This is a genomic window from Actinoalloteichus caeruleus DSM 43889 (assembly GCF_000429185.2).
In the GTDB taxonomy this organism is placed as follows: Bacteria; Actinomycetota; Actinomycetes; order Mycobacteriales; family Pseudonocardiaceae; genus Actinoalloteichus_B; species Actinoalloteichus_B caeruleus.
Map to the genome: position 1 here is coordinate 1,663,129 of NZ_AUBJ02000001.1, position 20,393 is coordinate 1,683,521.

Annotated in this window: 17 protein-coding genes, 1 pseudogene and 1 CRISPR repeat array; of the genes and pseudogenes, 10 read left to right on the plus strand and 8 right to left on the minus strand. The window is 72.3% G+C overall.

Annotation, left to right across the window (positions count from 1 at the left end; translation table 11 throughout):
- Nucleotides 1-68: 68 nt before the first annotated feature.
- From G443_RS05705 to G443_RS05715, 3 genes are all read left to right on the plus strand, one after another.
- Nucleotides 69-1,190 carry a histidine kinase gene (locus tag G443_RS05705; RefSeq protein WP_026420182.1) on the plus strand — a complete coding sequence of 374 codons (1,122 nt, stop codon included), beginning with the start codon at nucleotides 69-71 and terminating at the stop codon, nucleotides 1,188-1,190.
- A complete protein-coding gene (locus G443_RS05710; protein ID WP_026420181.1) occupies nucleotides 1,187-1,834 on the plus strand; it encodes a response regulator in 648 nt (215 codons plus the stop codon). The genes G443_RS05705 and G443_RS05710 overlap by 4 nt, the downstream gene beginning before the upstream one ends.
- A 197-nt stretch (nucleotides 1,835-2,031) precedes the next feature.
- A complete protein-coding gene (locus G443_RS05715) occupies nucleotides 2,032-2,868 on the plus strand; it encodes an aldo/keto reductase (RefSeq protein ID WP_026420180.1) in 837 nt (278 codons plus the stop codon).
- A gap of 500 nt (nucleotides 2,869-3,368) precedes the next feature.
- Here the strand turns inward: G443_RS05715 and G443_RS05720 are convergent, their stop codons facing one another.
- On the minus strand, nucleotides 3,369-4,418 hold the full coding sequence (locus G443_RS05720) for a uroporphyrinogen decarboxylase/cobalamine-independent methonine synthase family protein (RefSeq protein ID WP_026420179.1): 1,050 nt from the start codon (nucleotides 4,416-4,418) through the stop codon (nucleotides 3,369-3,371).
- A gap of 317 nt (nucleotides 4,419-4,735) precedes the next feature.
- On the opposite strand from G443_RS05720, the gene G443_RS05725 reads away from it, so the two are divergent.
- From G443_RS05725 to G443_RS05735, 3 genes are read left to right on the plus strand one after another with little or no spacing between them, the layout of a single operon-like run.
- Nucleotides 4,736-5,746 (plus strand): acyl-CoA dehydrogenase family protein, encoded by a 1,011-nt coding sequence (locus G443_RS05725; protein ID WP_245588927.1) that lies wholly within the window; start codon nucleotides 4,736-4,738, stop codon nucleotides 5,744-5,746.
- Nucleotides 5,743-7,029 carry a bifunctional PIG-L family deacetylase/class I SAM-dependent methyltransferase gene (locus G443_RS05730; protein ID WP_026420177.1) on the plus strand — a complete coding sequence of 429 codons (1,287 nt, stop codon included), beginning with the start codon at nucleotides 5,743-5,745 and terminating at the stop codon, nucleotides 7,027-7,029. The genes G443_RS05725 and G443_RS05730 overlap by 4 nt, the downstream gene beginning before the upstream one ends.
- A complete protein-coding gene (locus tag G443_RS05735) occupies nucleotides 7,026-7,736 on the plus strand; it encodes a glycosyltransferase family 2 protein (protein ID WP_035292873.1) in 711 nt (236 codons plus the stop codon). Before G443_RS05730 ends, G443_RS05735 begins: the two co-directional genes overlap by 4 nt.
- Nucleotides 7,737-7,848: 112 nt before the next feature.
- Here G443_RS05735 and G443_RS05740 read toward each other — a convergent pair whose 3' ends face one another.
- The 5 genes and pseudogenes from G443_RS05740 to G443_RS05765 all read right to left on the minus strand — a co-directional run bounded on the left by G443_RS05740 (nucleotide 7,849) and on the right by G443_RS05765 (nucleotide 13,384).
- Entirely contained in the window at nucleotides 7,849-8,868 is a 1,020-nt protein-coding gene (locus tag G443_RS05740) for an ABC transporter substrate-binding protein (RefSeq protein WP_026420176.1), read from the minus strand.
- Nucleotides 8,865-9,656 carry an ABC transporter ATP-binding protein gene (locus G443_RS05745; protein ID WP_026420175.1) on the minus strand — a complete coding sequence of 264 codons (792 nt, stop codon included), beginning with the start codon at nucleotides 9,654-9,656 and terminating at the stop codon, nucleotides 8,865-8,867. The genes G443_RS05740 and G443_RS05745 overlap by 4 nt, the downstream gene beginning before the upstream one ends.
- Before the next feature lie 3 nt (nucleotides 9,657-9,659).
- The gene (locus G443_RS05750; protein WP_245588926.1) at nucleotides 9,660-10,793 is read right to left on the minus strand and encodes a FecCD family ABC transporter permease; all 1,134 of its coding nucleotides are present in this window, start codon (nucleotides 10,791-10,793) and stop codon (nucleotides 9,660-9,662) included.
- 488 nt (nucleotides 10,794-11,281) lie between these two features.
- Nucleotides 11,282-12,534 (minus strand): annotated as a pseudogene (locus tag G443_RS25735) (MFS transporter).
- Between the two features lie 424 nt (nucleotides 12,535-12,958).
- Nucleotides 12,959-13,384 (minus strand): MarR family transcriptional regulator, encoded by a 426-nt coding sequence (locus G443_RS05765; RefSeq protein WP_026420172.1) that lies wholly within the window; start codon nucleotides 13,382-13,384, stop codon nucleotides 12,959-12,961.
- Nucleotides 13,385-13,509: 125 nt separating this feature from the next.
- Here G443_RS05765 and G443_RS05770 point away from each other — a divergent pair, with 125 nt between their 5' ends.
- The 3 genes from G443_RS05770 to G443_RS05780 all read left to right on the plus strand — a co-directional run bounded on the left by G443_RS05770 (nucleotide 13,510) and on the right by G443_RS05780 (nucleotide 17,531).
- A complete protein-coding gene (locus G443_RS05770) occupies nucleotides 13,510-15,243 on the plus strand; it encodes an ABC transporter ATP-binding protein (protein ID WP_026420171.1) in 1,734 nt (577 codons plus the stop codon).
- Complete coding sequence (locus G443_RS05775; RefSeq protein ID WP_026420170.1) at nucleotides 15,240-17,084, plus strand: ABC transporter ATP-binding protein; 1,845 nt, start codon at nucleotides 15,240-15,242, stop codon at nucleotides 17,082-17,084. The genes G443_RS05770 and G443_RS05775 overlap by 4 nt, the downstream gene beginning before the upstream one ends.
- Before the next feature lie 159 nt (nucleotides 17,085-17,243).
- Nucleotides 17,244-17,531, plus strand: a complete 288-nt coding sequence (locus tag G443_RS05780) for a GIY-YIG nuclease family protein (RefSeq protein ID WP_026420169.1) — start codon at nucleotides 17,244-17,246, stop codon at nucleotides 17,529-17,531.
- A 259-nt stretch (nucleotides 17,532-17,790) separates the two neighbouring features.
- Here the strand turns inward: G443_RS05780 and G443_RS05785 are convergent, their stop codons facing one another.
- Nucleotides 17,791-18,012: a hypothetical protein gene (locus G443_RS05785; protein ID WP_155886243.1), complete on the minus strand. Its 222-nt coding sequence runs from the start codon at nucleotides 18,010-18,012 to the stop codon at nucleotides 17,791-17,793.
- A gap of 306 nt (nucleotides 18,013-18,318) precedes the next feature.
- Nucleotides 18,319-18,897: direct repeats of the CRISPR family, unit length 28 nt; unit sequence GGAACAGCCCCGCGTGCGCGGGGAGGAC.
- A gap of 270 nt (nucleotides 18,898-19,167) precedes the next feature.
- Between G443_RS05785 and G443_RS05790 the strand changes: the two genes are divergently transcribed.
- Nucleotides 19,168-19,575 carry a pyridoxamine 5'-phosphate oxidase family protein gene (locus G443_RS05790; protein WP_030107123.1) on the plus strand — a complete coding sequence of 136 codons (408 nt, stop codon included), beginning with the start codon at nucleotides 19,168-19,170 and terminating at the stop codon, nucleotides 19,573-19,575.
- A gap of 109 nt (nucleotides 19,576-19,684) precedes the next feature.
- On the opposite strand, the gene G443_RS05795 is transcribed toward G443_RS05790, so the two are convergent.
- The gene (locus G443_RS05795; RefSeq protein WP_026420166.1) at nucleotides 19,685-20,140 is read right to left on the minus strand and encodes a VOC family protein; all 456 of its coding nucleotides are present in this window, start codon (nucleotides 20,138-20,140) and stop codon (nucleotides 19,685-19,687) included.
- Nucleotides 20,141-20,393 lie beyond the last annotated feature (253 nt).

Below are 20,393 nucleotides of genomic sequence, written 5' to 3' on the forward strand. Positions count from 1 at the left end.
AGGTCATGACGACCACCCATGACTTGTGGCAGGGGCGGCGGCCTGGGCCGGGTTCCTACGATGGCCGGGTGAGACGGCTGGACCCCGACACCTGGTCGGCGATCTTCGGACTCGTGGTGTGCCTGACCGCGGGGCTTCCCGTGCTGCTGACGCAGCTCAACGGGCAGGAGGTGACGGTCGGTCCCCTCTGGCTGTGGTGGCTCGTCTACCTCGGCTTCGTGACCTCGCTGGTCGCCTCCGCCATGCAGTCCGAGGAGGCGTCGCGGGGTTCCCGGTGGTCCCTCGCCGGTGCCGTGGTGCTCGGCTGCGCCCTCATGCTGTTGGCGCCGGGCGCCGGGTGGACGCAGATCGTGCTGGTGTACGTGGCCGCCATCAGCTGCTACATCGTGCCCTGGCGCGTGACGCTCGCGATCATCGTGCTCAACACGCTGGTGGTGCTCGTCGCCGCGTCCCAGGCCAGCCAGGAGATGCACAACGTCCTGTTCACGGCGATGCTCTACGCGTTCCTCCAGGTGGGGACCGCGCTGAGCGCCACCGCGCACCAACGGGACATCGAGTCGCGGGAACGCCTGGCGGTCGCCCACACCGAGCTGCGGGCGGCCAGCGCGATCCTCGCGGAGACGACCCGGGGCGACGAGCGCCTCCGGATCTCCCGGGAGCTGCACGACCTGATCGGCCACCAGCTGACGGTGCTCACCCTCGAACTGGAGGTCGCCGCGCACAAGAGCACCCCACCGGCCCTGGAGCACGTCGTCCGTGCCAGGAAGGTGGCGGGAGAACTGCTCGGCGACGTGCGCGCGACCGTCGGCGAGCTGCGCCGCCGCGCCCCGGACCTGCGGGACACCCTGGACCGGATCGTGCGGGACCTGCCCCAGCCGCTGGTGACGGTCCGGGTGGACGAGGACGTCCGGCTGGACGAGACGCGGGCGGCCGCGGTGGTGCGCTGCGCGCAGGAGATCATCACCAACACCATCCGCCACGCCGACGCGAAGGAGCTGTGGATCACGGTGAGCAGCGGGGAGAACGGCGAGGTGCGCCTGGTCGCGCAGGACGACGGGCGGGGGTCGGGGGACCTGGTGCTGGGCAACGGGCTGAGAGGGATGGTGGAGCGGGTGGAGGAACTCGGCGGACGGGCGCGGTTCCGGTCCGACAACGGTTTCCGGGTCGAGGCGGAGGTGCCGGCCGCGTGATCCGCGTGTGCGTGGTGGATGACCAGACCCTGGTCCGACAGGGCATCCGAGGTCTGTTGTCGCTGGCCGAGGACATCGAGGTGGTCGCGGAGGCCGACGACGGGATGGCAGCCCTGACCGTCATCGAGGAGACGACACCCGACGTGGTGCTGTTGGACCTGCGGATGCCCCGGCAGGACGGCATCTGGACCTTGGAGGCGCTGCGGGAGTCGGGGATCAGCGTGCCGGTGCTGGTCCTGACCACCTTCGACGACGACGAGCTGGTGTTGCGGGCGCTGCGGGCGGGTGCCCGGGGGTACCTGCTCAAGGACGTGACCCTGGAGCAACTGGTGGGCGCGGTGCGCACCCTGGCCTCGGGGGGAACCCTGGTGCAGCCGGCGATCACCGACCGCCTGCTGCGGGCGGTCCGGTCCCGCGAGGTGCCGTTCGACTCGGAGGTGACGCGGGTCGAGGACCTCACCGAACGCGAGCTGGAGGTGCTGCGGCTGCTGGCCTCCGGATACGCGAACCGGGAGATCGCCGAGGCGCTGTTCCTGGCCGAGGGGACCGTGAAGAACCACGTCTCGTCGGTGCTGCTGAAACTGGGCACCCGGGACCGGACCCGCGCGGTGTTGCGGGCGCTGCACCTGGGCCTGCTGCGCTGAGGGTGGGCGGGTCGGCTCCGCTCCGCCCCGCGTATCCGGCCGGCCGGCGGGTAGCCGGGAGGAGGCCTACCCGCGCTGGAGGTGTCCGCGTACGCGCGCGGGGCGCGGCGGTGGGCACTTGAATCGGGCATGTCACCTGCCCAGCCGCTGGCACCGGCCGAGGTGTCGGCGGGACGGCGCGGAGGATCGGAGGCCGGATGGCACGGGAGCCGCACTCGCCGGACGGGCGGGAGACCGCGCCGTTGGGCCAGGGCACGTGGGGCATGGGCCAGCGGGACGCGGAACGCGCGGCCGAGGTCGCCGCGTTGCGACACGGTCTGGACCTGGGGTTGACCCTGATCGACACGGCCGAGATGTACGCCGACGGCGGCGCGGAGTCCGTGGTCGGGGAGGCGGTGGCGGGCCGCCGGGACGAGGTGTTCCTGGTCGACAAGGTGCTCCCCCACCACGCCGACCGCCGGGGAACGGTCCAGGCGTGCGAGCGGAGCCTGCGTCGGCTGGGCACCGACCACATCGATCTCTACCTGCTGCACTGGCGGGGGGCGACTCCCCTGGCGGAGACCGTGGACGCGTTCCTCCGCCTGCGGGACCGGGGTCTCATCGGGGCGTTCGGGGTCAGCAACCTCGATGTCTCCGACCTGGAGGAGTTGTGGCTCGTCGACGGCGGGCCGGAGTGCGCGGTGAACCAGGTCCTGTACAACCTGACGCGGCGGGGGATCGAGCTTGACCTCCTCCCCTGGTGTCGCGAACGGGGCCTCCGGGTGATGGCCTACTCCCCCATCGAGCAGGGCCGGCTGTTGGAGGACCCGGTGCTCACCGGGGTCGCCGGGCGGCACGGTGTCCTGCCGGCACAGGTGGCCCTGGCCTGGGTGCTGCGGGGCGGCGAGCTGCTGGCGGTGGCGAAGGCGGCCGCCTTGGAGCACGTGTCGGCGAACCGGGGTGCCCTGGACATCCGGTTGACCCGGCAGGACCTTGCCGAGCTCGACGCCAGGTTCCCGGCTCCCGACCGGCCGGTGCCGTTGGAGGTCCTCTGACGGGGCCACGATCCGCTCGCCGCGCGTTCCTCGCGCGGGCGGGTCGGAGGGGCGCCCGTTCTGGGCCGTTCCCGCGTCGGCGGAGCGGGATTCGACCCGCTGGTCCGACAGGGAGGGTGGCAGGGCGGAGGCGCGGCCGGCGGTGCTGCCGCCCTGGCCGCTCGCCCAGTTCGGGGGCATCCCGGCGGGCGGAGCGGGGGTGGACCGTCCGCGAGCCGAAACGCCGAACCACCGGCCGAGCGACTCGACCAGCCGGTACCCCACCGCGTCCTCGGCCTGGTTCGTGAGCCGGTTGGGGCCGGCTCCTCACCCCGACAGCGGCGCGATCTCGTCGCGTTCACCGGGACCTGGCACGAGTCACAGCTGGCGTGAGTCGTCGGAAGGCGGGCGCTGGCTCGCGGTCGACGTCGGGGTCGTGGGGGCACGCGGACTTGCGGTGGGAAGGTCCTCGTCTCCGTGCCGTTCCGGGGGCGGAGCCGAGCGGCCCCGCCCCGGTGTCCTCACAGGCCGAGTTGTTCGGCGGCCAGGGCGGTGCCCTCGATCCGGGCGCGGATCTTCGCGAAGGCGGTGTCCCGGGAGGTGGAGGTGTCGTCGGCGAAGGGGGCGAAGCCGCTGTCGTCGCAGGTGCCGAGCCGGTCGACCGGCAGGTACCTGGCGGCGGTGAGGACCCGGTCGCGGACCTGCTCCGGCGTCTCGACGGCCGGGTCGAGCGGGTCGATCACGCCGACGAGGACGCGGGCTCCTTGCGGCAGGTGGTCGGCGACGACACCCAGCACCCGGTCCGGGTCGGGCTCGCTGGCCAGCTGGAGGTAGAAGGTGCCCGCCCGCGACCGGAGGAACTTGGGCAGCAGCTCGGCGTAGTCGACGTCGAGGCTGTGGGTGGAGCCCTGGTCCGCTCCGGGGGAGGTGTGCAGCCCGACGCGGGCCCGCTCGTCCTCGGAGAGGCGCTCCAGCACCTGGTCGTTGACCGCGATGAGGCTGTCCAGCAGGCCACCGGAGGGGTCCAGCTTGAGAGACAGCCGTGCTTCGGTGAAGTCCAGTTGGACGACGTGCGCGCCGGCGTCCAGGCAGGCCCGGATGTCGGCCTCCGCCTCGTTCACCAGGTCCTCCAGGAACGCTTCCCGGGGGTAGCCGTCGATTCCGCCGGCGGGGTACAGCAGGCTCAGCGCGGACGGCGCGATGACGGCCTGTTTGACCGGCGAGTTCGTGTGCTTCCGGGCGGCGCGCAGGTAGTCGGCCGCGTGGTTGGCGTAGCGGAACGGCCCGGCGGTCAGCTGGGGCAGCTGCCGGGTGTGGCCGTCCGCGAACGGGATCACCACTCCCTCCGGCGACAGGTCCGGCAGCCCGGCGACCGGGTAGGTGGCGAAGCTGGGCTTGGCCTGTTCGCCGTCGGTGACGACCGGGGAGCCGATTTCCTCCAGCCGGGCGATGGTGTCGCGGACGGCGGCGTCCTGGGCGGCTGCCAGCGCGCCGGCGTCGCTCGCGCTCATCGCGGCGAGCAGTTCCGGGGTCCGGGGGATGCTCCCGATCGGTTCGGTGGGGATGGTCATCCGGAACGTCCTTCCAGGCTGTGTGCGAGCCAAGCCCGCCGAGTGGCACCGGAAGAACTACCAGACAGCGCGGCCTTCACCCGGCTCCGCCAAGATCAACCACCTGATGGGGTGAAGTGCCGGCACCCGCGGTGGAACGGTCATGTTCCGGGCCAGTGCCCCCCGGCTGGCCGACGCCGGTGACCAACCGGGGGGCCACTGGCGGACCTCGTCATCCCTCTCCGGGCGGCCTGCCGACCCTGCCCCACGTCGGGTGGCGTGTCACACGACGGGGAGGGTGACGGGTAGTTCACCAGGCGACCGGGTATGCCGCTCCCATGCACCAGGAGAACCCGCCACCGAGGAGCCTTGTCGCCGAATTACCACCGAAGGGTCTCGCCGAGCCCCGCACCGTCATGACGGTGGCCGAGGAGCTGCGGTCCCTGGTCACCGCCGGGACGCTTGACCTGCCCCTCCCCGGGGAGGGGGACACCGCCGCCCGGTGGTCGGCCCTGTGCGAGCTGGGCAGGCGTGACCTGGTGTTGGCCCGTCTCGCCGAGGGCCACACCGACGCCACCGCCATCCTCGCGGAGGCCGGTGCGGTGCCCGAGCCGAACGCCCTCTACGGCGTGTGGGCCTCCCGCTCGGGCGGCACGGGCGCGGAGCTGGTCGACGGCCGTGCCTCCGGGCTGGTCCGCTTCTGCTCGGGGAGCAGCGCGCTCGACCGCGCCCTGGTCGTCGCCGACGAGCGGCTCGTCGAGGTGGACCTCGGGCACGAGGGGGTCCACGCCCACCCCGAGACGTGGCGGGCGGTGGGCATGGACGTCTCCGACAGCGGGGACGTGGTCCTCGACGGCGTCCCCGTCGAGCGGACCGTCGGCGGCCGGGGTTGGTACGTGCGTCGGCGTGGCTTCGCGCTGGGTGGGGCCGGCGTCGCGGCGGTGTGGCTGGGCGGCGCGGTGGGGGTGGTGGATCGCGTGGTCGAGTTCCTCCGGGATCGTGGTCACGTCGACGACCACCAGGCCGCCCACCTGGGCGCGCTGCGCACCGCCATCGCGGCCACCGACGCGTTGCTGGTCCGCACGGCCGGGGAGCTCGACGACGGCCGGGCCGGGGGCTCCGGGGACGCGGGGACCGCGCTCGTGGTGGATCTCGCCAGGGCGGCGGCCGAGTCGACGGCCAGGGACGTACTCGATCGCGCCCCCCGGGTCGTGGGCCCGGTGGGGCTGACCCGGGACCGCGACCTGCCGAGGCGGCTGGCCGATCTCCAGGTCTACGTCCGGCAGCACCACGGCGAACGGGACCTCGCCTCCCTCGGACGGCACGTCGTCGACGGGGGTGCCCGATGACCGGCGACCACACGGTGGAGGCGTGCTGGCGTCCCGCGCTGGCCGGTGTTCCCCGACGCCGGCTTCCCGCGCCCAGGAGGGCCACGGTGGTGGCCGCGCACCCGGACGACGAGACGCTGGGCGCGGGCGGCGTCGTCCGCCACCTGCACCGGCAGGGCACCGAGGTGGTGCTGGTCGTGGCCACGGACGGCGAGGCCGCGTTCCCCGACTCCCCAGCCGACGAACGGGCGGAGCTGGCCGGGATCCGCCGCCGGGAGCTGCGGGCCGCCCTGGACCGGATGGGCCTGGACGGGGTCGACCCGGTGTGGTTGGGGCTGCCGGACAGCGGGCTCGCCGAGCACGAGGACGCCCTGGTCTCGGTGTTGCGGGAGCTGATGGCCGACAGCGACCTCTGCCTGTTCCCCTGGCCCGACGACCCGCACCCGGACCACCGGGCCGCGGGGCGGGCGGCGGCGGCCGCCGCGCCGGTGGGGGCCCACCGGTGGTCCTACCCGATCTGGTTGTGGCACTGGCGCGCACCCGAGGACCGGTCGATCCCGTGGGACCGGGCGCTGCTCCACCCGTTGTCCTCGGATGACCGCGCCGCCAGGGGCGCCGCCATCGCCGAGTTCACGTCCCAGCTCAAACCAGGGCCGCGCGGCGAGGACCCGATCCTGGACGAGGACATGCTCAGCCACCTCGACCGCGACGGTGAGGTGCTCTTCCGCGAACCCCGGGGCAACACGGCTCCCCAGGGCCGTTTCGTCGAGCTGTACGAGCGCCGGGCCGACCCGTGGGACGGGAACGGCTGGTACGAACGACGGCGCCGGGCGGTGCTCCTCTCGGCGTTGCCGCGCGAGCGTTACGGGCACGCGGTGGAACCCGCCTGCGGACCCGGCCACCTGACCCGCGCCCTGGCGGGGCGGTGCGACCGGGTGGACGCCTTCGACGCCGTTCCGGCGGCCGTCCGCGCCGCCCGCCGCGCCACCTCCGACCTGCCGGGGGTGCGGGTCCGGGACGGCAGGCTGCCGGCGGGCCTGCCCGCCGGCCCGGTGGACCTGGTGGTGCTCAGCGAGATCCTCTACTACCTCGACGACCAGGACCTGACGGCCACCCTGGACGGGGCCGTCACCGTCCTGCGCCCCGGCGGGCACCTCCTCGCCGCGCACTGGTTGCCGTGGGCGCCCGAGGCCCCGAGGAGCGGGTGGGACGCCCACCGGCGCCTGGTGTCCCGCCCCGAACTCCGGTGCCTGGTGGCGCACGAGGACGAGGAGTTCGTGACGCACGTGCTGGAGCGGCGGTGATCGGCGCGGTCGGGGTCGTCGTTCCGGCCAGGGACGAGGCGGAGCTCGTCGGGGCGTGCCTGCGGTCGGTGCTGCGGTCGGTGCGAGCGCTCCCGCCGGGTGTGGAGTGGGCGGTGTGCGTGGTGGCCGACCGGTGCGCCGACCCCACCGAGGTGGTGGCTCGCCACGCCCTGGCCGGCCACCGCCGGGTGGTCGTGCTCGGCAACGACGCGGAGCTGACGATCGGGGAGGTTCGCGACCTGGGGGTGGACAGGGTGCGGACCCTGTTGTCGGCGCACCCGGCCGAGCGCACGCTCCTGCTGCACACGGACGCCGACACCGTCGTCACCCCGAGGTGGGCCTCGGAACACCTGGCCCGGTGCGCGGAGGGCGCGCACGCGGTGGCTGGCGCGGCCCGGCTGTCCAGTCCCCCGACGTCGCGGCTGGCGCGCATCCGCTACCGGGACGTGCTGGAGCGGGCCCGTCGACCGGAGGGCCACGGCAACGTGTACGGCGCGAACCTCGGGGTGCGGGCGGACGCCTTCGAGGCGGTCGGTGGGTTCGGCGCGGTGGCGCACGGCGAGGACCACGGCCTCTGGCGACGGCTGGACGCCGGGGGTTTCCGCGTCCGCTACGACTCGGCCGCGACCGTGATCACCAGTGGTCGGGTGGTCGGGCGGGCGCCGTCGGGGCTGGCCGCGTTGCTGGCCTCACTCGCCGTCGAGTGAGGCCAGCGCGGGACCGGGCGCGGTGCTCGGGACAGGCGGGTGCCACCCGCTGATCCCCCGGGTCCGCGGGTGGTCAACGGGCTGACGGGCGGAGCGGTGGCGAGGTGGCGGGTCAGAGGTCGAGGTCGCGCAGGTAGTCGGCGAACTTCTCCAGGCCGTCGACGTTGCGGGGGCCGCTGATGCCCTCGTTGTAGTCGAGGACGAAGAACCGGTCGTTGACCACGGCGGGCAGGTCGGTGGTGGCGGGGAAGGACCGCAGGAAGTCGATCTTCTCCTCGGCGGGCTGGTCGCCGTAGTCGAGGATGATCACGACCTCCGGTTCGGCCTCCACCACGGACTCCCACCCGACGGTGCTCCAGCGGGCGTCGACGTCCTCGAAGATGTTGCGCCCGCCGGCGATGCGGATGATGTCGTTCGGCGGCACCTGGTTCCCGGCGGTCATGGGTTCGGCGGTCCCCGAGTCGTAGAGGAAGACCGGCACCCCCTCGCCCTCGGGCACGTTCTCCTCCACCGCCTCGACCCGGCTCCGCAACTCGGCGACGACCTCGTCGGCGCGGTCCCGCACCCCGAAGATCGCGCCCAGCCGCTCCAGGTCGGTGAAGAGCCCGTCGAACGGGCTGACCCGCTCCGGGTGGCCCGGGTAGTTGTAGCAGCTCTCGGTGTGCATGAAGCTCTGGATGCCCAACCCGTCGAGGATCTCCGGGGTGATGCCGCGCTCGTCGCTGAACCCCGAGTTCCAGCCGGCCACCACCAGGTCGGCACGGGCGTCGGCGACGAGTTCCCGGTTGAGCAGGTCGTCGCTGAGGAACTCGACGGCCGCGTAGTCCTCGGCGAAGGGGGACTCCTCGACGGGCGGGTTGGCCGGCGGCATGACGTAGCCGTGGACGTGGTCGGTCAGGCCGAGGACGAACAGCTTGTCGGCGCTGCCGGCCTCGTAGGCGACGGCGCGTTCCGGTAACCGGTACTCGACCTGTTCGCCGCACCGGGGGACCGTGACGGTGCCGCCGCCGGTCGCGGTCTCCTCCACGGTGGCGCCGCAGGCGGCGGTGAGCACGGAGGCGGCGGTGATACCGAGGGCGGCCGTCCTGGTGCGGAGGCGACGGGTGCTGGTTCGGCGGGCGGGGGCGGTCACGGGGTGGTCCTTCCGGAGTCGTGGGTGGTGAGCGCGTACAGCAGCTGGGGGTCCCCCGTCACCGGGTGGGTGACGACGGTGGCCTCGACGCCGAAGACGTCGCGGACCAGCTCGGCGGTCAGGACCTCCGTCGGCGGACCGGCGGCCACCAGGCGGCCGTCCCGCAGGACACCGAGCCGGTCGCAGCTGGCCGAGGCGAGGTTGAGGTCGTGCAGCACGACGAGCACGGTGAGCCCGCTGCCGCGCAGCAGGGAGAGCAGCTGGATCTGGTGTCGCACGTCGAGGTGGTTGGTGGGTTCGTCGAGCACGAGGACGCTCGGCTCCTGCACGAGCGCCCTGGCGACGAGCACCCGTTGGCGTTCCCCTCCGGAGAGGGTGAGCACGCCTCGGTCTGCGAGGCGAGCGACGTCCATCCGCTCCATCGCCCACTCGCACAGGTCCCGTTCCCGGCGGCTGAGCGCCTGGTTGCCCGCGTTGTGGGGGGTGCGGCCGAGCGCGACGAGTTCGCGGACGGTGAAGTCCAGGTCGACGGTGTTCTCCTGGGTGAGCGCCGCCAGCCGGCGGGCGCTGTCGCGCAGTGGGAGCGCGTGGAGGTCGTCGCCGCCGATCCGCACCGTGCCGGTGTGGGGTCGCAGTGCCCGGTACACGCAGCGCAACGCCGTCGACTTGCCGGAGCCGTTGGGCCCGACCAGCCCGACGACGCCCCCGCCGGGGACGTCCAGGCTCAGTTCGCGGAGCAGGGTGGTGCCGTTGGCGGTGACGGAGAGGCGGTCGAGGGTGAGTTCCACGGGTCAACGTCCTCCGAACAGGTAGCCGCGGCGCCGCATCAGGGTGAGCAGCACCGGGACGCCGACCAGGGCGGTGATGACGCCCAACGGCAGCTCGCGGGGGGCCACCAGGGTCCTGGCGAGCAGGTCCGCCCACACCATGAGGACGGCGCCGACGAGGGGGGCGATGACGAGGACCCTGCCGTGGCTGGCGCCGACGACGATCCGCGTCAGGTGGGGGATCACCAGTCCGACGAAGCCGATGGCCCCGCTGACGGCGACCATCGCGCCGGTGACCACCGAGGTGAGGACGAACAGGCCGACGCGGAGCCGGTGGGTGTCGATGCCGAGGCTCACGGCGGTCTCGTCCCCGAGCGAGAGCACGTCGAGGCGTCGGGCGTTCCTGACGAGGACGACGACCGCGACCAGGACGGCGACCGCGACCAGGGGGAGGGTGCTCCAGGTCGCGGCCCCGAAGCTGCCCATCGTCCAGTAGAGCACCATGCTGGTCGCCTCCCCGCTGGGCGCGAGGTAGATGAGCAGGCTCATCACGGCCTGGAACCCGAAGGACAGGGCCACCCCGGTCAGCACCAGGCGCAGCGGGGTCACCCCGGCGCGCGAGCGGGCGGCCAGGTAGACGAGGGCGGAGGCGCCGAGGGCGCCGAGGAACGCGCCGGCGGAGACCGCGTGGACACCGAGCACGGCCAGGCCGCCGAACACCGAGACGCTGACGGCGCCGACGGAGGCCCCGGAGGAGACGCCGAGGATGAAGGGGTCGGCGAGGGCGTTGCGGACCATCGCCTGGATGGCGACGCCGACGAGGCTCAGGCCGGCTCCGACGACCACGGCGAGCAGCACCCGGGGGGTGCGGACCTGCCAGACGATCTGCTGGACGGTGACCTCGCTGGCGGGGATGGTGCCGCCGGTGAGGGCTGCCCAGAGGTGCCGGGCGGTGTCAGCGGGCGAGATGACGCTCGGGCCCAGGCCGATGGCCAGCACCACGGAGCCGGCGAGGAGCACGAGGAGTCCGACGGCGCCGACGGCCAGCCCGGTCCAGCTCGGGGCGGGACGTGGTGGCGGGTGCTGGCCCTCCGTCCGCTCCGGGGCGTCGTCGTGGGCCGGGAGACGGTCCTCCGGCGTGTTGGTCGTGGAGGTCACCCGCGCTCCAATAGATTTGATTTCCGTTTTCATTAAGCTAGCACGGGTGATCCCGGCTCCACAGTGACCAGCGCCACTCCGCTGCCTCGACCTCGGGATCGTCGTCGGGCTGGAGCGGCGGTCGCGTCGTTGGGGATGCGCCGTCGTCACGCCGGACCTCGCCCCGGTCCGCACTCGACGCCCAGGGCCCGAGCCCCACGGCGGGCCGTCCGGCCGTTGCACCGCGAACGACGTGGGGGACCGGCGTTCCCGCTGGCATCACCGCGCACCCCATCCCCCGCGCCGGCGACCGACCGGGCGATGGCGCGGATCGTCCTCGATGGACGGTGGGAGGAGCGGCCGCCGACCCGACGGGCGGAACACGGGAGCCCGTCCGGGTCCGCGTGGGATCCGCCGGAGTCGAACGGCATACCCTTCCCCCGCCGGGGGGCCACCACCCCGTCGGCGGGCTCAGCGGCCGGACTCAGCGGCCGGACTCAGCGGTCGGGTCAGCGGTCGACGGAACGGCGCGAGTAGCGGCGCGCTCCCGGAGCGCAGGCCGCCAGGGCCGGTGCGAGGAAGCACACCACCGCGCACACCGCCAGGGTCGTCGACACCCCGCCCGCCGCCACGGCCGGGGTGATCAGCGCCAGGCCGACCGGGGCCAGACCGTAGGAGAACAGGAAGTCCACGGAGGAGACCCGGGCCAGCAGTCGGGGTTCGACCTCGCGCTGGATGGCGGTGAACCACAGGACGTTGAACAGCTCGATGCCCACCCCCGCGAGGACGTAGGCGAGGACCACCGCCGCCGGCGGCGCCTCCAGCATCATCGCCAGCGGCGCGAAGCCGTAGAGACCCAGCCCGAACAGGGAGGCCCACCCCGGCGACCGGGGCCGCCACCTGGCGACGACGACCGCGAATCCCAGGGCCCCCAGCGTGTAGCCGGTGGTGGCGGCGACCAGCACGAACTCGCCGTCGTAGTGGTCGCGGCTGACCAGGGGCAGGATCACGCCGGTCGCGGAGTAACCCGTGGCGATCACCGCCGAGAGCGCGGCGAGCCCGGCCAGGAACCACGGGTGCCGCCGCGCCTCCCGCAGGCCGTCGAGGAACTCACCCACGACGGAGGCGGACCTCCCCGCCTCCGCTCGGGCCGGGGCGCGGAGGCGCCGGCGGGCGGCAGCAGCGCGGCCCCCAACCACATCAGCGCGGTGCCCAGGATGAGGGCCGACGTGTCCAGGAGGACCGCCAGCATCGCGGTCAGCCCCGGGGCGGCGAGGGTGGTGCCGCGCACAGCCAGGCTCATCGCCGCGTTCGCCCGCTGCCGGCGTTCCTCGACGACGACCTCGGCCGTCAGCGCCTGGTAGGCGGGCCGGCAGGCGCCCTGGCCGCAGCCGACGACGGCGGCCGCGATCGCGGTGACCGTGGTCGACCACCCGAGGCCCACCACGACCAGGGGCGTGGCGGCGGTCGCGGCCAACCCGGACCAGAGCACGGTGGCGCGACGGGAATGCCGGTCGGCGAGCACACCGCCCACGGGGACGGCGGCGAGGAATCCGACCGTTCGGGCGGCCAGGACCACGCCAAGCTGCCCGACGCCGAGCGTGCCGTCCACGACGGCGAACCCCAGGAGGAACGGCAGGGCCCAGGTGGCAAGGCCGGACAGTGTCGCGCCACACCAGAGCCGGAGGAAGGCGGGGTCCCGGCGGAGCGGGCGGCCCTGGTCGGGCGGCGGCGTGGGGTGTTCGGCCACGGGGGCGACCATCGGTCTGCTCCTCGACTGTTGCGCGGTCGACGTGCGGCGCGGTCGGACCGAGGGCCCTGGACTCGTACCGGGTCGCCTCCCGGCGACGTTCCGGCGCTCGCGGGGACCACCAGCATACTGAAAACGATTATCGCTATCTGGGGCGGGCTTCCGCCCCGCGCCAACACCACCGATGACGTCACCCGACGGGGGACCCCGGAGCGGCACCCGGGGCAGGGCCTCACCCTCCCTCCGCGGTGGCCACCGGCCGGCAACCAACCGGCGCACCGACGGTGGCGAGCGGTCAGGACGAGGAGGAGAGCGCCGAGATTCGGAAAACGGGGTGCGCGCCCCTCGAACGGGAGCGAGGATCCCGGGGTGGATCCTCCTCGCGGCCCACCGGCCGGGCACTCCGGATGGACGAACGCCGCACCGCTCCCCCAGCTCAGGAACGGACGCACAACCGCCGCGCGAGCCCGTCCAACATCGCCAGCACCTCGGCCCGCGCCTCCACGTCGTCACCGCCGAGAGCGCGGTCGATGACGTGGTCGATCGGTGCCACCGGACGGCTCCGGCCCCACTCGCGGATGTTGGCCGAGGGCGCGACGAGCGTCCGCCTCCGGTCGGCCGGGTCCACGGTGGTCTCCAGCACCCCTTCGGCCCGGAACCGCGCCACCGCGCCCGAGACCTGGCTCTGGAGGAACCCGGTGCGCTCGGTGATGTCACCGATGGAACTGCCCGGGTGCTCGATCACGTCGAGCAGGATGGTGCGGGCACTGGCCGGCAGTCCGTGGAAGCCGCCCTCGGGAATGGCGTCCTCACCCAGTTTCATCAGCCTGCGCCCGAGTAGGTAGAGCACGAACCCGTCCACGCGCTCACGCTACAACAGCCGACACTCATCACCGATGATGCATCACTTGTGATGTAACCTGTGCTGACCTTCCGACCGCCACCCACCACACGCGCGACCCGTCGCGCCCGACACGTGGAGACCGCGTGCTCATCGCGCTGCTCAGAGTCCACTTACGGCCCTACACCGGCCGACTCGGTCTACTCGTGCTGCTCCAGCTCGTCCAGACCGTCGCCACCCTCTACCTGCCCACGCTGAACGCCGACATCATCGACAACGGCGTCATCCCCGGTGACCAGGGCCGCATCCTCACCGTCGGCGCCGTCATGATCGGCGCCACCATGCTCCAGGTCGCCTGCGCGGCCGGAGCCGTCTACCTCGGCGCCCACACCGCGATGTCCGTGGGCCGCGACATCCGCGCCGCCGTGTTCCACCGGACGCAGTCCTTCTCCAACCGCGAACTCGGCGAGTTCGGCGCCCCCTCGTTGATCACCCGCACCACCAACGACGTCCAACAGGTCCAGATGCTGGTCCTGATGACCTGCACGCTGATGGTCACCGCCCCCATCATGTGCGTCGGCGGCATCGTGCTGGCCCTCAACCAGGACGTCCCGCTCTCCGGCCTGCTGGTGGCACTCGTACCGGCGCTCGGCCTGGTCGTCGTCGCCCTGGCCTCCCGGCTGCGCCCCCTCTTCCGCACGATGCAGGAGCGGATCGACGGCGTGAACCGGGTCCTGCGGGAACAGATCAACGGCCTCCAGGTCATCCGCGCCTTCGGCCGCGACGACCACGAACGGGACCGCTTCCGGACCGCCAACACCGCGCTCACCGACACCGCGCTGCGCATCGGCCGGCTGATCGCCGTGATGTTCCCGCTGGTGATGCTCGTCGTCAACCTCGCCACCGTCGCCGTGACCTGGTTCGGCGCCGGCCGGATCGACAGCGGCGCCATGCAGGTCGGCGCACTGGTGGCGTTCCTCAGCTACCTCATGCAGATCCTGATGGCGGTCATGATGGCGACCTTCATGTTCATGATGGTGCCGCGCGCCGAGGTCTGCGCCGACCGCATCCAGGAGGTGCTGACCACCGAGGGCACCGTACGACCGCCCGAGGACCCGGTGCGGGAGCTCCCGGGAACCGGCGGCCTGGAACTGCGGGACGTCGAGTTCCGCTATCCCGGGGCCGAGGACCCGGTGCTCCGCGAGGTCAGCTTCCTCGCCAGCCCCGGGCAGACGACGGCCGTGATCGGCAGCACCGGGAGCGGCAAGAGCACCCTGCTGAGTCTCGTCCCACGCCTGGCCGACGTCAGCGGCGGCGCGGTGCTCGTCGACGACACCGACGTCCGCGACCTGGACCCGGCGCTGCTGGCCCGCACCGTCTCCGTGGTCCCCCAACGCCCCTACCTGTTCTCCGGGACCATCGCCAGCAACCTCCGGTACGGCAACCCGGACGCCACCGACGAGGAACTGTGGCGGGCGCTGGAGATCGCGCAGGCCGCCGACTTCGTGCGCTCCCGGCCCGAAGGGCTGGAGGCACCGGTCTCCCAGGGCGGGACGAACGTCTCCGGAGGACAACGACAACGCCTGGCCATCGCCAGGGCCGTGGTCCAACGCCCCGCCGTGTACCTGTTCGACGACTCCTTCTCCGCCCTCGACTACGCCACCGACGCCAGGGTCCGGGCCGCGCTCGCCCAGGAAACCAGCGACCGGACCGTCGTCATCGTCGCCCAGCGGGTCAGCACCATCCGCGACGCCGACAAGATCCTCGTGCTGGAGGCCGGCCGCGTCGTCGGCTCGGGAACGCACACGGAACTGATGGCGGACAACGACGTCTACCGGGAGATCGTCCTCTCCCAGCTGACCGAGGAGGAGGCCGCGTGAGCGCCCGAACCACCAGCGAGGACCGGCCCGCACCCCAGAGCGCCGGCCGGCCCCCCAACGAGAAGTCCAGCGACTTCCTCGGCTCCGGGCGGCGGGTGCTCGGACTGCTGACCCGTGAGCGCACCGCGATGGTCGTGGTCCTCGTGCTGGCCCTGGCCAGCGTGGCGCTCAGCGTCGCGGGACCCCGCATCCTCGGCTACGCCACCGACCTCGTGGTCGACGGCGCCTTCGGACCCGACGCCGCCGGAATCGACTTCGGCGCCCTCGGCACCGTCCTGCTGTGGGTGCTGGCCGTGTACGTGGCGTCGGCGGGCTTCGGGATCGTCCAGGGCCGGCTCACCAACGGCGCCGTCCAGCGCACCGCCGGCCGGCTGCGCCGCGACGCCCAGGCCAAACTCGCGCGACTGCCGCTGCGGCACTTCAACGGCCAGTCCCGGGGCGAGGTCCTCAGCCGGGTCACCAACGACATCGACAACGTCGCCCAGTCCCTCCAGCAGGTGCTCTCCCAGGTCATCGTCTCCCTGCTGACCCTGGTGGCGGTGCTGGCGATGATGTTCTCCATCTCCTGGCTGCTCGCGCTGATCGCCCTCCTCAGCATCCCGGCGGCGGTGCTGGTGACCGCCCTCATCGGCAAGCGGGCCCAGCCCGAGTTCGCCGAGCAGTGGAAGAGCACCGGTGACCTCAACGGCCACGTCGAGGAGATGTACACCGGGCACGCGCTGGTGCGGGCCTTCGGCCGCCAGCGGGAGGCCGCCGAGGTCTTCGGCGAGCGCAACGAACGACTCTTCCGGTCAAGCTTCCGCGCCCAGTTCATCTCCGGCCTCATCCAGCCGAGCATGATGTTCGTGTCGAACCTGAACTACGTGCTGGTGGCGGTCGTCGGCGGCCTGCGGGTCACCTCAGGCCAGCTCACCATCGGCGACGTGCAGGCCTTCGTGCAGTACTCCCGCCAGTTCACCCAGCCGCTCACCCAGGTCGCGAGCATGGCCAACCTGGTGCAGTCCGGGGTGGCCTCCGCGGAACGGGTCTTCGACTTCCTCGACGCCGAGGAGGAGGAACCGGACCCCGCCGAGCCACACCGGCTGCCGACCGTGCGGGGCCGCGTCGAGTTCGAGCACGTCTCCTTCCGCTACGACCCGGAGAAGCCGCTGATCGAGGACCTGTCGCTCGTCGCCGAACCCGGGCAGACGGTCGCGATCGTCGGCCCAACCGGGGCCGGCAAGAGCACCCTGGTGAACCTGCTGATGCGCTTCTACGAGGTCACCGGCGGCCGGATCACCCTCGACGGGGTCGACACCGCCACGATGACGCGGGCCGACGTGCGGGCCACCACCGGGATGGTCCTCCAGGACACCTGGCTGTTCGGCGGCACGATCGCCGAGAACATCGCCTACGGCGCGAAGGACGCCACCCGGGAACAGGTCATCGCGGCGGCGAAGGCCGCCCATGTCGACCACTTCGCCCGCACCCTCCCCGAGGGCTACGACACCGTCATCGACGAGGAGGGCGGCGGGGTCAGCGCCGGCGAGAAGCAGCTGATCACCATCGCCAGGGCCTTCCTGGCCAACCCGTCGATCCTCGTCCTCGACGAGGCGACCAGCTCGGTGGACACCCGCACCGAGGTGCTCATCCAGCGGGCGATGGCCGAGCTGCGCAGCGGCCGGACCGCCTTCGTCATCGCCCACCGCCTCTCCACCATCCGGGACGCCGACCGGATCGTGGTGATGGAGGAGGGCGCCATCGTCGAACAGGGCACCCACGACGAACTCCTCGCGGCGGGCGGCGCCTACGCCCGCCTCTACGCCGCGCAGTTCGAGCAGCCCGTCGTCGAGACCGGCTGAACCGGAGGCCCCGGCGTTCCGGGCCTGGTGCGCCGCACCAGGCCCGGAACGGTTTCCGCCCTCTCGAAACCGCCTGGACACCTCGGGCGCATCGCTCTTTCCGGCGGCGTTCGCGCCATCTCCTTGACCCCCCACCGCCGGTTTCGGTGGGATCGTCCGGTGCGAACACAGGTCGTTTACAAGATCACCTACCCCAACGGCAAGATCTACGTGGGTTCCGACGTGACCGGCACGGTCACCTTCTTCGGAACCGGGAACGACAAACTCGTGGCCGCCGAACACACACCGGAGCAGTTGCGCGATTTCACCGTGCGCAAGCAGGTCCTGTGGGAGTCGCAGACGGCGGAACCGACCGAGGTTTTGGCGTGGAAACGCCAGTACATCGAAACGCTCCAGTCGAACAACCCCGACATCGGCTACAACCGCACCCCGAAGTTCCGGGGATGAGGGCGGACCAAAGGCCGCCGGCGCCCGCCCCGAACCGCTGACGACGGGGCGCCGGCGCCCCGTCGACCCGCTCCCGACCGGCACCGCACCGGGAAACCCGGGCTTCCCGGTGCCCGCCACACCAGGAACGAACGGGGATGTCGGAGTCGCCCCGCGATTCCGGCGGAACGCCGGCCTCCGACCCCGCACGGCTGGGTCGGCAGGGCCGGCAGGGTGGTGCCGTCACCACCACCAACCCGGTGGAAAGCGATCAGGACGTCTACTCCCGCACGCAGACCTGCGGGCCGAGCGATCGGAACCCCTCGTCACAGGGCGAGGAGTCGCCCCACACCGCCACGGTCAGCGGGATGATGAGCACCAGCAGGACGAGCGCCGGAACGCACCACAGCCACGTCCAACGGCGGAGGCAGGACCGCCGCTGGCAGTTGGGCGGCTCGAACAGGGTCATGCTGCCGCACGGGCAGATGACCCTCCTGCTCAACACCGGCACGAGGTGGGGGGAGCCTGGTCGGGAGAAATGCGGAGAGTTGCCACACCCGGACATGGGGGCTGGTGCCATGCGGCCATGCCAGGACTGTAGGAGTGCCAGCTCGAATCACGCTCACGCAGCACAGAGTTCACCCTTTGGGGCTAGCAGCAGTCGGTGAACGTGCCCACCCGAACGGCGGCTGGTCGACGACGGGGACCGATGCGTGAACTCGGCAGCCCCCGGAAGCAGCCAACATCACGAGCAGACCCGCATGCGCGGGGAGACCGGCTGTCCGCACCGGCCGCCCCTGTGGACGAGGGAACCGCCCCGAGTGCGCGGGGAGGACGTCGAGGTGGTGGACCCGAACCAGCTTGGGCTCGGAACAGCCCCGCGTGCGCGGGGAGGACGCCCATGTGCAAGCTGGGCACCGGCAGCCGTGCGGAACAGCCCCGCGTGCGCGGGGAGGACAGCGATTCGTTCAGCCGGATTTCCGACAGGAGCGGAACAGCCCCGCGTGCGCGGGGAGGACTCCGTACTGAGCGCCTTGATGGCGCGGATCTCAAAAACAGCCCCGCGTGCGCGGGGAGGACGATTCGGGCTGGGACAGCCTGGCTCCGGGGAACGGAACAGCCCCGCGTGCGCGGGGAGGACTGCACGCGGACGTCCGCCAAGCAGGCCAGCTGCGGAACAGCCCCGCGTGCGCGGGGAGGACGGAGGAATCACATCGCCACGGGGAGACGACGCGGGAACAGCCCCGCGTGCGCGGGGAGGACGGCCAGCTTCAGAAGGTTCGCATCCTGGGCTGCGGAACAGCCCCGCGTGCGCGGGGAGGACACGCCGCGGTCGTCGAGCGGTGCGCCGACGAGGCGGGAACCGCCCCGAGTGCGCGGGGAGGACACTTCCTGACCTGCGGCGTTAGGTGCGCCCACACCGATTCTCATTCACTTTGTTCCGTCACCATACGGGATGCTCCGGTTCCCTGAGTGCCGCCGAACCGTCTCGACGAACCGGAAGCGCCTCGCAGGAGCACTCGTCATTGTCCGCATTGCCCCCTCCTCTCCCCTGCCTCCAACCCCGGGCGCACCCGTCTGCCGAAGACGGAGCACTGACGCCCATCCACCACTATGACCTTGACCTCAAGCAAAGTGGAACTCCTAGCGTTGTTGCATGACTACTGGTTCGCCACTGGAAGGCCTGTCGGAGAAGGCCGAGGACCGAGTTCTCTGGCTCGGCACCGTGACCCCCAGCAACCGGCCAGCACTCCGCCCCGTCTGGTTCGTCTACCTGGAGGAGAAACTCGTCGTCTTCAGTGAGCCGCACGCCGCCAAGGTGCGCCACCTGCTCGCGAATCCGGAGGTCGTGATGACCTTCCACTCGGACCCCAGCGCCGGGCACATCCGTGTCGTCTCCGGCCGGGCCGAGGTGAGCCTCGACGGCCCGCCTCCGTCCTCGATCCCGGAATTCCTGGACAAGTACGAACACCTCTACCCCGCCACTGGCTACACCCGTCACACCTTCGACGCGGCGCTCAGCGCCCGCATCACCATCACGCCCACCCACTCCTGGGGTTGGTAGGTCAGACCGTGCGACCGGCGGGGTCGCCCAGGCAGGAACCGATCGCTCGCTTAGCGGCGTTGCTCGCGGCTGGGAGCTGGTGGCTGTGGGCGACACCGCCGCGACGGCCTCAGACGACGTCGAACTCGTTGCCCTCGGGGTCCCGCATGGCGGCGGTGTAGAGCCCCATGTGCGGCTCATCCTTGATCCGCAGCAGCGTGGCACCAGCTGTGACCAGCCGTTCGACGGCAGCCTTGACCCGCTGCGCGCGGACTTCCAGTGGGACGTCACGGCCACCACTGACCTTCAGGTCGAGATGCCACCGGTTCTTGCCAACCTTCGGTTCGGGAACCTGCTGGAACCACACCCTCGGTCCGCGTCCAGTTGGGTCGACGATCGACTCCGGGACATCCCCGGCGCCTGCCGGTAGCTCTGACTCGGGCACCCCCGTCGCCGCCCAGTACGCGCGCCAGGTGGCGTGCCCGGCAGGAGGGGGCTCGGGCACGTAGCCCAGGGCCTCGGCCCAGAACGTCACCATTCTCGGCGGATCGGAGCAGTCGATCGTCAGCTGCACCGTCATCTCCATGCGCGGAGCATCCCAGACCAGGCTGACAGGACACCGACTTCGCTGAGAGGTCCCAGGGGCGGCCAGGTCCCGGCGAAGGACGTCCGCTGCGATCGCGGCGCGCCCACGTCGTGCGTCGGCCCGCGATGTCGCCGCACGATCATCGCGCCCACATCCCACTCACGGCCGAGGTCTGGACCACCGCTGGAGGAGGCCGGACCTCCCGGACGTTGACCACGGCTCGGACCGGCGTTTTCCGGAGCGTGCGGCCCTG

Bases quoted from the DNA above. Each gene is read 5' to 3' on its own strand.
- G443_RS05715 (WP_026420180.1), top strand. From the start codon at position 2,032: ATGGCACGGGAGCCGCACTCGCCGGACGGGCGGGAGACCGCGCCGTTG.
- G443_RS05720 (WP_026420179.1), bottom strand. From the start codon at position 4,418: ATGACCATCCCCACCGAACCGATCGGGAGCATCCCCCGGACCCCGGAA.
- G443_RS05725 (WP_245588927.1), top strand. From the start codon at position 4,736: ATGCACCAGGAGAACCCGCCACCGAGGAGCCTTGTCGCCGAATTACCA.
- G443_RS05730 (WP_026420177.1), top strand. From the start codon at position 5,743: ATGACCGGCGACCACACGGTGGAGGCGTGCTGGCGTCCCGCGCTGGCC.
- G443_RS05790 (WP_030107123.1), top strand. From the start codon at position 19,168: ATGACTACTGGTTCGCCACTGGAAGGCCTGTCGGAGAAGGCCGAGGAC.
- G443_RS05795 (WP_026420166.1), bottom strand. From the start codon at position 20,140: ATGGAGATGACGGTGCAGCTGACGATCGACTGCTCCGATCCGCCGAGA.